Origin of the sequence: Streptomyces sp. KR55, from assembly GCF_052245645.1 — a bacterium.
Lineage (GTDB): Bacteria > Actinomycetota > Actinomycetes > Streptomycetales > Streptomycetaceae > Streptomyces > Streptomyces flavusporus.
This window is the reverse complement of the sequence record NZ_JBQQCE010000279.1, coordinates 1-12,699: the sequence shown is the minus strand read 5'-3', so window position 1 is coordinate 12,699 and position 12,699 is coordinate 1. Positions and strand designations below refer to the sequence as shown.

At 68.3% G+C, this 12,699-nt stretch carries 12 protein-coding genes; 7 read left to right on the top strand and 5 right to left on the bottom strand.

Features of this window, described 5'->3' with window-relative positions; all coding sequences use genetic code 11:
* Positions 1 to 229 precede the first annotated feature (229 nt).
* From ACTWQJ_RS32685 to ACTWQJ_RS32670, 4 genes are all read left to right on the top strand, one after another.
* Positions 230 to 994 (top strand): hypothetical protein, encoded by a 765-nt coding sequence (locus ACTWQJ_RS32685; protein WP_443310121.1) that lies wholly within the window; start codon positions 230 to 232, stop codon positions 992 to 994.
* 352 nt (positions 995 to 1,346) lie between these two features.
* On the top strand, positions 1,347 to 1,874 hold the full coding sequence (locus ACTWQJ_RS32680; RefSeq protein ID WP_443310120.1) for a hypothetical protein: 528 nt from the start codon (positions 1,347 to 1,349) through the stop codon (positions 1,872 to 1,874).
* 33 nt (positions 1,875 to 1,907) lie between these two features.
* A complete protein-coding gene (locus tag ACTWQJ_RS32675) occupies positions 1,908 to 2,894 on the top strand; it encodes a hypothetical protein (protein ID WP_443310119.1) in 987 nt (328 codons plus the stop codon).
* A gap of 76 nt (positions 2,895 to 2,970) precedes the next feature.
* Positions 2,971 to 4,437 (top strand): aldehyde dehydrogenase family protein, encoded by a 1,467-nt coding sequence (locus tag ACTWQJ_RS32670; protein WP_443310118.1) that lies wholly within the window; start codon positions 2,971 to 2,973, stop codon positions 4,435 to 4,437.
* Between the two features lie 270 nt (positions 4,438 to 4,707).
* On the opposite strand, the gene ACTWQJ_RS32665 is transcribed toward ACTWQJ_RS32670, so the two are convergent.
* Positions 4,708 to 5,124, bottom strand: coding sequence for a hypothetical protein (locus tag ACTWQJ_RS32665; protein WP_443310117.1), 417 nt, complete (start codon positions 5,122 to 5,124; stop codon positions 4,708 to 4,710).
* Between the two features lie 38 nt (positions 5,125 to 5,162).
* On the opposite strand from ACTWQJ_RS32665, the gene ACTWQJ_RS32660 reads away from it, so the two are divergent.
* Positions 5,163 to 5,489, top strand: coding sequence for a hypothetical protein (locus tag ACTWQJ_RS32660; RefSeq protein WP_443310116.1), 327 nt, complete (start codon positions 5,163 to 5,165; stop codon positions 5,487 to 5,489).
* An 824-nt stretch (positions 5,490 to 6,313) separates the two neighbouring features.
* Here the strand turns inward: ACTWQJ_RS32660 and ACTWQJ_RS32655 are convergent.
* The 4 genes from ACTWQJ_RS32655 to ACTWQJ_RS32640 form a co-directional block, all read right to left on the bottom strand.
* Entirely contained in the window at positions 6,314 to 7,216 is a 903-nt protein-coding gene (locus ACTWQJ_RS32655; protein WP_443310115.1) for a hypothetical protein, read from the bottom strand.
* Entirely contained in the window at positions 7,213 to 9,120 is a 1,908-nt protein-coding gene (locus ACTWQJ_RS32650; protein WP_443310114.1) for a hypothetical protein, read from the bottom strand. Before ACTWQJ_RS32650 ends, ACTWQJ_RS32655 begins: the two co-directional genes overlap by 4 nt.
* Positions 9,104 to 10,555: a site-specific integrase gene (locus tag ACTWQJ_RS32645; protein WP_443310113.1), complete on the bottom strand. Its 1,452-nt coding sequence runs from the start codon at positions 10,553 to 10,555 to the stop codon at positions 9,104 to 9,106. Before ACTWQJ_RS32645 ends, ACTWQJ_RS32650 begins: the two co-directional genes overlap by 17 nt.
* A 397-nt stretch (positions 10,556 to 10,952) precedes the next feature.
* A complete protein-coding gene (locus ACTWQJ_RS32640; RefSeq protein ID WP_443310112.1) occupies positions 10,953 to 11,417 on the bottom strand; it encodes a MarR family winged helix-turn-helix transcriptional regulator in 465 nt (154 codons plus the stop codon).
* Between the two features lie 57 nt (positions 11,418 to 11,474).
* On the opposite strand from ACTWQJ_RS32640, the gene ACTWQJ_RS32635 reads away from it, so the two are divergent.
* Both ACTWQJ_RS32635 and ACTWQJ_RS32630 read left to right on the top strand, forming a co-directional pair.
* Complete coding sequence (locus ACTWQJ_RS32635) at positions 11,475 to 12,338, top strand: SDR family NAD(P)-dependent oxidoreductase (protein ID WP_443310111.1); 864 nt, start codon at positions 11,475 to 11,477, stop codon at positions 12,336 to 12,338.
* 173 nt (positions 12,339 to 12,511) lie between these two features.
* On the top strand, positions 12,512 to 12,699 hold a 188-nt coding region (locus tag ACTWQJ_RS32630), incomplete at its 3' end, for a hypothetical protein (RefSeq protein WP_443310110.1).

Genomic DNA, 12,699 nt, shown 5'->3' with positions numbered 1-12,699 from the left:
GGGCCGCCCGGAGCGCCGCTCGCACGAGGTCCCGACGAGAGGCGTCCACCGCCGCCAGGGCAGCGACGGCGTCGATGGTCTATCCCGTCGACACGGAAACACCCGCAGCGCGCAGGCCCCCGCAGAAGGCGACCGTAATTCCCACCACCATGGACGGTGGCTCTGACGAGCTGTACGATTTCCGTTCGCTAAGCTTCATGCCAGGAATAGTAATTCACAGGAGTTATTCATGACAGTGCCGAACACCCTCCTGGATCTGGGACTGACACTCCGTGCGGAGCACGACGCCGAGCGGCTGCAGCACACCGCGCGGCTCGCGGCCCGCCTCGGCTTCCGGTACCTGTGGCTGCCGGTCCCGGAAAACGCCCCCGTGCCGGACGCGGCCACCCTGGCGGAGAGCGCGCGGCCGGCCCGGCTGGGACTCGTCGTCGGTGGCGATCCCCGGTCCCTGGTGCAGCGCGTCACATCACTCTGCGACGGCGAGCCGCCGAGCGACCTGCTGCTGGAGATCCACGCACCGGAAGAGCTCCGGGACCGGCTGGTCGCCGCCGTGGGCGGGGCCGACCAGTGGCGCCGGCGGGCCTTCGTGCCCTGGTACGACGAGACGGCCGCAGGTCACGTGGTGCCCGCCGAACAGGCCGCGGGGCGGGAGGAGGTCCTGAAGGCGCTGGCCGACGCGTCCGCGCGGGGCGGCGGCCAGGACGGCACACCGGTGCTCTCGGTCGCCCTGACCGTGTCCATCGGCCGCACGATGAGCGAGGCCGAGGCGCGCGCCCAGCGTGACCCGGCACTCTCCGGCACGCACCACCCGAAGACCGCCGGTCTCTTCGGCACGCTCGAGCACGCCCAGAATCAGGCGCTCGAGCTGGCCCGCGCGGGCGCCGGCACCCTGCGGGCAACGCTTGCCGACGAGCAGGACGTCGCGGACCTGCTCGCCCAGCTGCGCGCGGTCGCGGTCGGGCCGACGCCCCTGCTCCACGCCCGCACGCATTAGCCTTCCGCGGCTGCCGGCACGTACGCGGTCACACGCGCTTTTCGTGCAGACGCGGCGGCGGGATCGTGCAGGACCCCACGTGCGACGCTGCGCATACTCGTCGCAACGGTGCCCGCCAGGCACCCGGAGCCGCACCACGGATGGCCCTACGAGGTCGCGCGCCTGAGCCGCATCGGGACGCCGGCTCGAGCACGTCCGAGCAAGTCCGCCGTCCCCGGCGATCGCGCCTCGCGCTCCCACATACACAAGGTGCGCCAACACTTGAAGCCCAGTAATTTGCCATAGCAAAATTCTCGTTTGCTATAAAACCCAGTCGCAGGCGAAAAGCTCGCTGAAAGAAGTGGAGTGAGACATGGGCGTCTCGGCCATTAAAGGCAAGGAAAAGTCGTCGTACGTCACGCGATTCGGCTCGCTCGAGAATTACGAGAAGGGCGGCGTCGAGATCGTCAACGACGACCCGCGGCACTACGCCTTCTCGAACGTCTTCGAGGTGGCGAGCAACGCGAAGCCGTACGAGAAGATCGCCGTCGGCAAGAACATGGAGTACGTCCTGGAGGCGATCCGCGCCGAGGGCACCAGCGAGTGGCGCACGGCGGCCCATGACGAGTTCGCCCTGGTGATGGACGGCGAAGTGGAGATCACGCTGGTCAAGCTGGACCAGAGTCCGCTGCCCGCCGACGCCGAGGGCTCGGTGGCGCTGCCCGGCGATCCGGTCGGCCGCCGTATGGGACGCATCGTGGCGCGCCGCGGTCACATGACGCTGCTGCCCGCCGGTGCGGCGTACCGCTTCTCGGCCGAGCGGCCGGGCGTGATCCTTCAGCAGACCACCGCCGGTCCGGACACCCAGTTCCGCTGGGCCGAGATCGCGCAGTCGCTCTGAGCCAACAGCCCTTCCACACGCAGGAGACCGACCATGACCACGACCGCTGAACCCGCAGTCATCGCGTCCGAGCCCAACGAGACGGGCTACCGCGAGTACACCCTCGGTCAGTTCCACTTCCGCCGGGACGAGTACTTCGCCTACATCACCTGGCCCACCGGCAGCCACATGATGAGCGTGGACTCCTTCCTGCGCGCGATGCAGCGCGACATCGCGTGGGACTTCTTCTACGGCACCGTCAACTTCGACGGGGTCTTCGGCACCGTCAACCACTACGGCAAGGTGGACGTCTTCGCCGGCCGCTACAACGACGCCTACCGCAAGGCCGAGCTGGACTACAGCGAGACCGTCGAGACACCGCTGATCCGGGAGACGTTCAGCTCCATCCTGGACGACTGGACCAACGAGACGTTCGACCCGTTCGCCTCCCCCCACGAGACCGGCTCGGCGTTCGGGATCAAGAACGGTGACAACACCAAGGCGGTCAGCCGCGAGCGCGTCACGGCACAGCGCATGGTCGGCCTGCCCGGTGACGCGCCGCTGCGCAGTGACGAGAACGGCTACCCGGTGAACCGGATGCTCGCCGACGTGGACCAGGAGGAACCGCTGGTCGAGGCCGAAGAGGGCTTTGAGGGCGAGGTGTCCTCCTTCAACCTGTTCGCCTACCTCTCCCGGTCGGACGTCACGTGGAACCCGTCGGTGGCCAGCGCGTGCAAGGACTCGCTGTTCTGCCCGACCACGGAGGAGTACATCCTGCCGATCATCCACGGCAACGACCGCGTCGAGTGGTTCATCCAGCTGTCCGACGAGATCACCTGGGAGGTCGAGGACCGGGACACCGGTGCGGTGCGGGCCCGTGTGGTCATGAAGGCAGGCGATGTGTCGGCGATGCCGGCCGACATCCGCCACCAGGGCTACTCGCCCAAGCGGTCGATGCTGCTGGTCTGGGAGAACGCCAACCCCGACCTGCCGGACCTGATCGCCAGCGGCAAGACGCCGACGTACCCGATCGACTTCTGACCCATTCCGACCGCCGGGGCGCCACGTATCGACGACGTCGCGTGGCGCCCCCGGCCCACCGCGGAGAGAGAACACTGTGCAGACCAAGCTCTTCATCGGCGGCGAGTTCGTCGACGGCGTCGACGGCGCCACCATCGATGTGTACGACCCGCATGACGGCAGCCTGCTCGCCGAGGTGGCCGAGGCCCGTGCCGCCGACGTGGACCGGGCGGTGGAGGCCGCCACCAAGGCGTTCGAGACGTGGCGGCACTGGTCGGCCGAGCAGCGCGGCCGGCTGCTGCTCAAGCTCGCCGACAGCATCGAGGAACACGCCGAGGAGCTGGCGCTGCTGGAGACCCGCGACACCGGGCACCCGATCCGCGATACGCGGACCCTGGACGTTCCCCGGACGGCGGCTACGTTCCGCTACTTCGGCGGCATGGCGGACAAGTTCCAGGGCTCGGTGATCCCGGTCGAACGCGGCTTCCTCGACTACGTCGTACGAGAGCCCGTCGGTGTGGTCGGGCAGATCGTGCCGTGGAACTTCCCTCTGATGTTCACCAGTTGGAAGATGGGGCCGGCGCTGGCCGCCGGCAACACGGTGGTTCTGAAGCCGTCCGAGCTCACTCCGCTGTCCACTCTGCGGGTGGCCGAACTGATGGCCGAGGTCGGATTCCCTCCGGGCGTGGTGAACATCGTCACCGGGTACGGGGCGACCGCCGGCGCACGCATCGTCCAGCATCCGGGGATCGGCAAGGTCTCCTTCACCGGGTCGACGGCGGTCGGCCAGGGGATCGCCCGGGGAGCCGCCGACACACTCAAGCGGGTCCACCTGGAGTTGGGCGGCAAGGGCGCCAACATCGTGTACGGCGACGCGGATCTCGACGCCGCGGTGCAGGGATCGGCGTTCGCCATCTTCCACAACCAGGGTCAGGCGTGCATCGCCGGCAGCAGGCTGATCCTGCACGAGTCGGTCGCCGACGAATTCCTGGACCGGTTCACCGCGTTGGCGGGGTCGGTACGCCTGGGCGACCCCAAGGAGCCGGCGACACAGATGGGGCCGCTCACCTCGGCCATGCACCGTGATCGCGTCCTTACGTACCTGGACGCGGCACGCGACGAGGGCGACGAGATCCTCACCGGCGGCAAGGCACCCGACGGTGCGGAGTTCGCGGCCGGTTGCTACCTGGAGCCCACCGTGATCGAAGCCGATCCGGCGCACCGCGTGGCGCGGGAGGAGGTCTTCGGACCCGTGGTGGCCGTGCACCGGTTCCGAACCGACGAGGAGGCGCTGCAGATCGCCAACTCGGTCGAGTACGGCCTCGGCGGCGGGTTGTGGACCCGTGATCTCTCCCGTGCGCACAAGGTGGCCCGTGAGCTGCGTTCCGGCATGGTGTGGGTCAACTCCTACAAACGGGTGAACCCCGGTTCGCCGTTCGGCGGCGTCGGCCGGTCCGGGTACGGTCGCGAGATGGGCTTCGAGGCCATGCACGAGTACACGGAGGCCAAGTCGGTGTGGATCAACGTCGACGCCGAACTGCCGAAGCTGTACGGCCAGGGCTGAGCCCTGCGCTGGCACCGGACCGCTCCCTTTCGGTCGGCGTGGTCGGTTCGCGTGGGACCGGCGCACGGTGCCTGCAGGCGAATCCGCAGGCGCGCGGCGTTCCGCTGCACCCTCCCCAGCCGCCTGCTCTGGGGAGCGGCTGGGGAGTTTCTCGACGTTCGGGGAGGCTCTGGGGAGTTCGGGTCAGCGCTCCCCCGGTTCTCCAGACCTCTAGCTGTCTCACGAGACAGAGGAATGCGTCTCGAGTTGGAGGTTGAGTACGAGTGGGGGTCACCGTCGAGGCGTGAGAGGGACGACGGTCGCCGACTGGTTCACGATCTGCTCACGGAGAGCGGCGTTCTCGGCGTACAGGGCGGCAATAACGGTTGCGGCGGCGTCGACTTGATCCTGGAGGCGGTCACGGTGTTTTCGGGATTCCCGGAGCTGCTGGCGCAGAGCGGTGATGGCCTCTGCCTGCTTACGATCTTGGAGACGGGCTGGGCTGTGCCCGATGTGGTGGTCCCAGTCGGCCAGAACGTTGGTGGCGCGGTTCATGGTGGCGCGGCTGACGCCAGCTTCCCGCCAGAGGTTGTTCTTGGTGAGTTTGCCGTCGGTGCGGGTGGGGCGGCCAGCGAAGAGTCTTTCCATGGCATCGCGCAGGGCGCTTTCGGTACGCGGTGACACGCTCGGATGCGGGGCGGAGGTCATGGGGTGGTCCTTCGGAGGACTCGCTCGACCTCGTTCAGTTGCTCGATCAGTTGGCTGCGGCGGTTGGCCGGAAGCTTGGGAGTGGTCAGCAGGTCCTCGAGGGAGGCTCGCTCGGCGGTCCAGATCGGCAGGTGTGCGGGGGCGATGATGCTGTTGGCGCATCGGGAGGGCTGGCACCGGTCGATGAGAGGGCCTCGATGCTCCTCGGGGATGACGGCGTCCTCGAGGCATTTGGCACCGACGGGGTTGGCGTCATCCAGCGTGCAGTGATTGAGCTTGCCGAAGCGGACCGAGAGGTGGATATGACGCAGGAGGTCGTACTCGACCCGGAGATCTCCGCGCTGGGCTTGATGGTTGGCGCGTAAGCGATCGGCCTGGCTGCGTACGGTGGCGAAGGCGTCGCGCAGCTGGTCCGCGCCCGGACCGTATCCGATGTTCTCGCCTCGGCTGTCGGCGTCGAAGAGGTCTCTGAGTTGCTCGAAGCGGCGTTCGCTGATGGCGTTGGTGAGGTGTGCGGCCCAGGCCGGCGAGGGCTCGGCGTAGCCCTGGGTGGTGATGTTGGCGAGCGCGTGTGGCGGCGTGCTTGAGCTGCATCCCGACGGCGATCTCAGAGCCAGGGAAGTCCCGGGTGAGCATGGCCATGGTGCGCCGGAACATGTGAGGGCTCAGCTTCTGCTCGGGAATGGCGGGCAGCCCGGTGATGTGCCGGTGACGGTTTACGTGCTGCACGAAGCTGCTGATCGCCTGGCAGCTGTCCAGATGCGCGATCGGTGACTTGGCCTGTACCGAGGCGAAGGCGAGCGTGTCGTGCACGGAAAGTTCGGCGGCGGTCTGGATGGCCTGGGCGACCGGTTCGATGATCCACCAATGCTTGACGGGCAGGTTGGGCTGTTGTTTGTGCAGGGTCGACTTCACCGCCGGGCTGCCGTAGTGCTCGACGACCGAGTCCTTGAGGATCTCCCGGACCTCGCTGTCCCGCATCATCGACAAGGCGGTGACGAACACCAGAGCGGCGTTGCGCAGCGCCGTGCACTCGATCCAGAGTCGCTGGGGATACAGGGCCGGGCACCAAGGCCCCTGGGTGCCGTCGGGCCTCTCGACCTGCGTGAGTTCGGGCAGTAGTCCGCTCTGCGTGCGTCCCTGGGCGGCTACTTCCTCCACACGCTCGCGCAGACGGCGTCCTTGCTGCTCAGATCCAGCGAGGAAGGTGGTGGGCTGCGCGACGCCGATCATGGCTGTCAGGACGGACCAGTTCACCGTGGTGGTGACCCTCTTGTTGCGCGTCATGTCGTGCGGCAGCCATACCGGGACGCGGTGAGCGGGGTTGGTGAGCCACTGGTCGCACAGCTGGCGTGCCTCGGAGAGGGGGGACCCGTCGGGCGGCTGCCTGCAGGTCCCGCCAGTAGGCGCGGGCCTGCAGGATTTCGGGACCGGAGGTGTCGATGTAGGTCCAGGCGGATTGGATGAGGGGGAACCAGGTCTCAGGCGGAATGACGGGCGTGCGTAGGGGTCTGTTGGAGGGCAACTCCAGCACCTGTGAGCTGGTCTGTCCCGGCCACGGGTCTGCGGCGAGGCCGCCGTGACTGAGCACGGGCGCCAGTCGGTGCAGCAGCTTGACCGTCATGATGTGGGGCCGGACCGCGGTCAGTTCCAGGTTCTGGCGGCGATCAGTGATGTAGCGGTGGAAGTCGGCAGTTGACCATTGGCTGAAGTCCTCGGGCAGACCTTCATCGGCTCCGAACGTAGCCAGCGCGCGCAGGATGCCGACGTGCCGCTGCACCGTGCCGACTTTGCGTGGCCTGGGCTGCAGATGAAGCCCTCGGGCCAGGATGTCGGGGTGGCGCGGATTGAACTCGATCATTGCCAGCTCGCGGGCGAGCAGGTTTTGCACCGCGGTGAGCTGCATGAAAGGCAACCGCCACTGCCCAGGCATGAGCCGGGCGGGGCGGCGCAATACGTCGTTGAAATCCCACGTCTGCCTCTCACCGAACAGAGGTGAGCGTGCCCTGGGCAGCAACGCCAGGTACTGCAGGACCGCTTCGTCGTCCGCGAAGACGCTGGGACGGGCGGACGGTTCCGGCTTGCCGTTCATACGTCGAACTCCACCTGCGAGGTGATCGGGAGCTGCAGAGTCAGGCCCTCGTCGGCGATGCGTCGGCGGGCCCGGGCGATCTCAGCGTCAGTACGGAGACGGAGGACCTCGGTGAGGTTGGCCTGGCTCTGCCCCCACAGGGCGTGAAAGTGGCGCGGCGTGAGCCGGTGACGCAGCTGTTCCAGGTGAGCGGCGAACAGTAGAAGTTGAGGAAGGTTAGAAGGCAGGATGAACGCGTTGCGGCATTCCAGGCAGCGGGTCGGGGCGACCGGGCACAGCTGACCCGGGCGCTCGAACGGGGAAGCAAAGGGATCCCGGCAGCTGGAGACGCCCATGTCGAGCTCCCCGGCACGCAGCTGCTCAATGTCCTGCGCCGATAGCCCCAGTGCCGATTCGACTTCCGGATCCTGGAGGGACTGCTCGGCCTCCTGGTCGAGGACGACCGGGCCCGTGAGCGCTTTGGACAGCCAGTGCTGCTGGGCCGTGGTGATGACCTGGCCAGCGATGACCCGCAGCGTCGTGCCATGGGCGTAGCTGCGACGGAACGTCTCCTGGGTGTGGTCGTCGGCGATGTCGCTGATGCGGCCCTTGAAGGTGATGGCCTTCTCGACCTTGCCGGACTTCCGCAGCCGGCGGATGTCCGCCGGCCCGTCGACCCGTACCTTGTGGATGCTCAGCCAGTCGGTGAGACGCAGTCCCGAGCCGTGGCCGCTGAAGGACCGGACGGTCATCGTGTGGTGGCTGACCGCGGCCCGCAGGAAAAGCGGGACCGGTGCGATGGCGGAGCGTTCGGCCAGCGGCCGGGCAAGGGCCAGCAGGGTACGGGTCACCTCGGCGACATCCAGGCGAGGGCTGCTGGGATGCAGCACCCGATCTTCCTTGTCCGCCGGTGTGCTGAACGCGCTGCGCCGCGTTGCCCGTGCCCGCTGCTTGGTGAAGTCGATCAGCACACTGCGCGGGCCGTACTCAATGTCGTCCTCGTGCAGGGCCACGACTTCCTCGGACGTGCGGCCGGTCGAGGCCATCAGCAAGATCCGATAGCTATGCAGGTCGAGGTTGTGCGGGTAGAGCATGCCGACGAGGTGCCGCAGCAGGGAGTTGACTGTGTGCTGCGACAGGATGCCAGGCGGGAGCAATTCGCGCAGCGGCGCCGGCCATTGCGCATAGGGCGGTAGCCGCTGCGCGATGTCCTCGCCGGTCCATACCCGGTGGGCAAGGGCCCACAGCAGATTGGCGGGCTCCTCCCACCCGTCGACTCGCGGGTCACGTCCCGCGGCCGCGAGAGCCCGTCCCTTCCTGATCCTCTCCTCGGTCGCGCGCCGGGCCGACCAAGCCGCCTGGATGATCTGCTTCTTGTCGGCCCGACTGAACTCGTCGACCTCGGCGGACTGGCCCTTGCTCACGCCGAGCGCACCCTTCACCCAGCCATGGAGATGCCCGGCGACCGGGCGACCCTGATGAGCGATACGACGGGCGATCAACTGCCGAAGCCGGCTGGCGAGCCAGGCCGGGCTCGGCGAGCCCGCCCGGTATGCGGCCGACAGCAGCCGGATCCATTCCGTCACCGCACCGTGCAAGTCGGGTTCGCCCGCTGCCAGCGAGGCCTCTGCAGATCGCGGCTCGACCGAGTCCAGGTACGTACAGAAGCTGCTCATTGCCTTGCGGAAGCCGCGGCACGCCGACACCGACAGCGAGGCAGCCTCCATCAACTCCACCCACTCCTCGGCGAGTTCGGCGGCAAGTTGCGAGCACACGTATCCGCTCGGGTCGAAGGTCACCGTGACCGGGCGTCGACCAGTGTCCAGCGCCACCGCCTGCCGCAGGCCGATGCGCTGCGCCTGACTCGACCTCGACGGTGCGCTCGGGGCCGGAAAGCCCCCTCGGTACTCACCTCTGCGCGGCATCCGGCTCCTCCAGGTTCAACAGATGACGTGCGATGGCGATGTACGAAGCCCCGCCTGACGCGTCCCAGTTCCGGAACGCGTCATCGACCTCCCGCATCGGGTCCTTGAGATAGCGGATATAGCGGTAGGTGGTACTGGGATGGGCGTGGCCGAGCCGGCGCTGCACGACGAGCAGCGGGTTGCCGACCATGTGGTCCAGCAACGTCGCCATGGGCCGCTGCCGGGCCTTGATGTCGTCAAGGGCCTCGCGGGTGAGGTAGATCAGGAGCCGCAGGGCGAACGTGTGCCGAAGATCGTGATAGCACCAGCAGTGCCGCGGAAGGACCGGGGCCCCGCGTGCGCTCGACCACTGCTGCATCCGTTCCCAGGCCCGCCAGCGAACCCGGTCCCAGCCGGAGAATGACAGCATCGCTCCGCCCTGGCCCAAGAACAGCGCCAGCGGCTCCAGACCGTCCCCGGTCTCCAGCACCGCGATGCGCCGCAGCTCAGGATCCATGTCCTTGATCACGCGCGTGACTCTGCACCCGTCCAGGACGCCGCGGGCCCTGGTGCCGTCCGCATCCAATCGCTGGATGACGAACCGCTCACGGCTGCTTCGGCGAAGTGAGCGCTGCGCACTGGCCACGATCTGGGGGCGCTCGAGCATCAGATAGGGATCCAGCAGAGCCATCGCGCCTGCCGGCACGTACGCCGAGCGCGGCCGCTTGTATTTGGCGCAGGCGGCCAGATCAACGTCGGCGGTGGCGGGCTTCGGTCCGGATGCCAGGCCAAGTTCGGGCAGCAGCAGCGTGGACCACTCCTGAAGCCGCATCCCCGTCATCAGCGCCAGCTCGCAAGCGGCACGGTTGCGGTGCGGCCACCACCCACGGAACGTGCCATCCAGGTCGGCATCCGGCCGCAGCCCACCGAAACCGACGTCACGGCAGAACAGGTACTGCTCGAGTTCCATGTGGCGCACGCGCAGGTCACGGCTGACGCCACTGCCCAGCGAGGCGCTGCGGCCGGTGGGACGCCACGGCCGCCCGAGGACTTGGCCGCGCTGGGCCAGGAAGTCGTACAGCTGGCCGACGGCCGCCGCATCACGGTCCCAGGCTGCCTGTCCGACCGTTTCCTCGGCCTGCTCTCGCCGCCACAGCCGAAACTCCAGAAGGTCCGCCTCGGTCGCCGACACGAGGTCCCGGCCTCGGGCGGCCAGGAAGTCCAACAACATCAAGGCGGTGTACGCGTAGGCCCTCATCGTCTTCGCATCGCGACCCGCGAGCCCCATCGCCCGGAACCAACTGGTCAGCGGTTCGACCGGACGCATCGTGTCATCGAGCAGGATCGGGGTGCCCCGGGGCAGCCGGCGCCTCTCGAAGAGCTCGCTCAGCTCTGCATAGCTCAGGCCTGCGACCGCACCCACCTTCCAGACCCGGCGCTGGTCCGCGAAGAACAACGCACAAGACCCCCGAGAGCGGCCCCACCGTCCGACATTCCGTTCAACGGACGAACGGCCGAAGAGAAAACTGCCGCAGCCAGGTTCGGAACGCAGACGCCGGATCGGCCAGGCTGTTGGCCGGCAACTCGGCGGCCACGGACCGAGGTTGGCCACCACCAACGGTGCGAGGCGTGGCCAGCCGGACCACAGCCGGCTGCAGCAATGCGAGCAGCAGGCACGCGAGTGCCATCGCGCTCCACAGTCCTGCTGGACCGGCATGCTCGATCAGTTGCGTCCCCATCACAGGCGCGGTGATCCCGGCGATGCCCCAATTGGTTGGGGGCCTGCGGCGAGCAGTCTCGGTGGCCTGGTGCCTGACGCCGGTCGCGTGCGGCGGCTTCCCCTGCGTCGCGCGTCAGCCGGTCTTGCCACCTGCGAGGGCGCTGTCGAGGTGCTCCAGTACTGCGTCGAGCGTCGCCAGTTGCTGTGGTGCGAGCGCGCCGAAGCACTCGCGGAGGGCGTGCGTTCCCGCTTGTTCCGCGGCCGCCAGGCTCGCCCGGCCCGTGTCAGTCAGGGAGACGGTCTTGCGGCGTCGGTCCTCGGGGTCGCCGCTCCGGGCGACCAGGCCGAGCCGTTCCAGGCCCTCCACGATCTGGGTGACGGATCGCGGCGCTTGGCCGAGGGAGGCCGCCAGCTCCGCCTGATGGAGCGCGCCGCGGCCGGCCAGCGCCCGCAGCACCTTGGTGCGGGACAAGGAGAGCCCCGCGACCGCCAGCATGTGCTGATCGACCCGCTCGCGCAGGCCGTGGGCGACGGTGAGGAAGGACAGTCCCACCTGCTCCGGGGCGCTGCCCGTCGTTGTTGATTCGTGCTGCTCCATGGTTCGGGTATCCTCGCACAAGACAATCATGAGGTACCTCACGAAAGGATTTGTGTGATGAATCGTCCCGTCGCCGTGATCACCGGAGCCACGTCCGGACTGGGCCGCATCGCCGCCTTCGAGCTGGCCCGCCGGGGCTACCGCATCGGCACCGTAGCCCGCTCCCGCAGCAAGGCAGAAGCCCTCGTCACAAGCCTCAAGGCGGTGACCGACGAGCCCGTCGACGTCTTCCACGCCGATCTAGGACTACTCTCCGACGCACGCCGCGCGGGAGAGGAGATCGCCGCGCACTACCCGCACCTGGACGTCCTGGTCAACAACGCTGGCCTCCACGCCTTCGCGCAGCGGATCACTGCCGAGGGGCTCGCAGAGATGACGGCCGTGAACTACCTCGGCCCGTTCGTCCTGACCGAGGCACTGACGGCGAAGCTCGGATCCTCCGCGCCGGCCCGGATCGTCAACGTCGCCTCCGAAGCCTCCCGGCAGGCGAAAACGATCGCTCCGGCCGAGGACCTGCGCCGCACCGATCCCTACACCCGCCAGGAATCCATGGCGCTGTACGGGCGCACCAAGCTGATGACGATCATGTGGACGCAGGAACTCGCCCGCCGCCTGGACCCGGACAAGGTCACGGTGAACTGCTGCGACCCCGGCTTCAACGCCACCGGCTTGGGCCGGGACCTGCCCGGCTCCGCCGTCCTGCGGCGGGCACTAAACACCCTGAGGATCGGTGACCCCCGCAAGGGCGCCGGCATCATCGTGCGCCTCGCCACCGACCCAGCGCTCGCGCACACCAGCGGCGGCTACTTCTCCGTACGCGACGCCCGCCGCCTGGAGTGCCCCGAGCCCGGCCGCGACTTGCGCGTGCAGAAGGATCTGTGGGAGGCGACCGTGGCGCTCACCACCCGCCCGGCCGGCTGAGAGCCCGGAGCGTCCCTCTCAGGGAGGACGGCGCCCGGTACCGGAGTACCGCCCCGGCCGCGGATTCGTCCTCGCGTAGCTCTTTTCGGCCGCGCCCGACTCCTACGTTCAATGGCGGAGCCCATCGGGCCCGCCCTCACACATCCATTTCCCTCCTGGTGGGAGCAGCTTTCGTGGCCACCTTTCTCTACCGGCTCGGCCGGCTCGCCTTCCGGCGCCGCAGGCTGGTGCTGCTGGCGTGGATCGCGGTGCTCATCGCCGCGGTCATCGGCGTCAGCAGCGTGTCCGGCAGTACAACGGACGACTTCACCCTTCCCGGAACCCAGTCCCAGCAGGCCATCGACCTGTTGGAGAAGGAGTT

Coding starts and splice junctions, on each gene's coding strand:
- ACTWQJ_RS32685 (WP_443310121.1), top strand. CDS start 230: ATGACAGTGCCGAACACCCTCCTGGATCTGGGACTGACACTCCGTGCG.
- ACTWQJ_RS32675 (WP_443310119.1), top strand. CDS start 1,908: ATGACCACGACCGCTGAACCCGCAGTCATCGCGTCCGAGCCCAACGAG.
- ACTWQJ_RS32655 (WP_443310115.1), bottom strand. CDS start 7,216: ATGAACGGCAAGCCGGAACCGTCCGCCCGTCCCAGCGTCTTCGCGGAC.
- ACTWQJ_RS32665 (WP_443310117.1), bottom strand. CDS start 5,124: ATGACCTCCGCCCCGCATCCGAGCGTGTCACCGCGTACCGAAAGCGCC.
- ACTWQJ_RS32640 (WP_443310112.1), bottom strand. CDS start 11,417: ATGGAGCAGCACGAATCAACAACGACGGGCAGCGCCCCGGAGCAGGTG.
- ACTWQJ_RS32650 (WP_443310114.1), bottom strand. CDS start 9,120: ATGCCGCGCAGAGGTGAGTACCGAGGGGGCTTTCCGGCCCCGAGCGCA.
- ACTWQJ_RS32680 (WP_443310120.1), top strand. CDS start 1,347: ATGGGCGTCTCGGCCATTAAAGGCAAGGAAAAGTCGTCGTACGTCACG.
- ACTWQJ_RS32635 (WP_443310111.1), top strand. CDS start 11,475: ATGAATCGTCCCGTCGCCGTGATCACCGGAGCCACGTCCGGACTGGGC.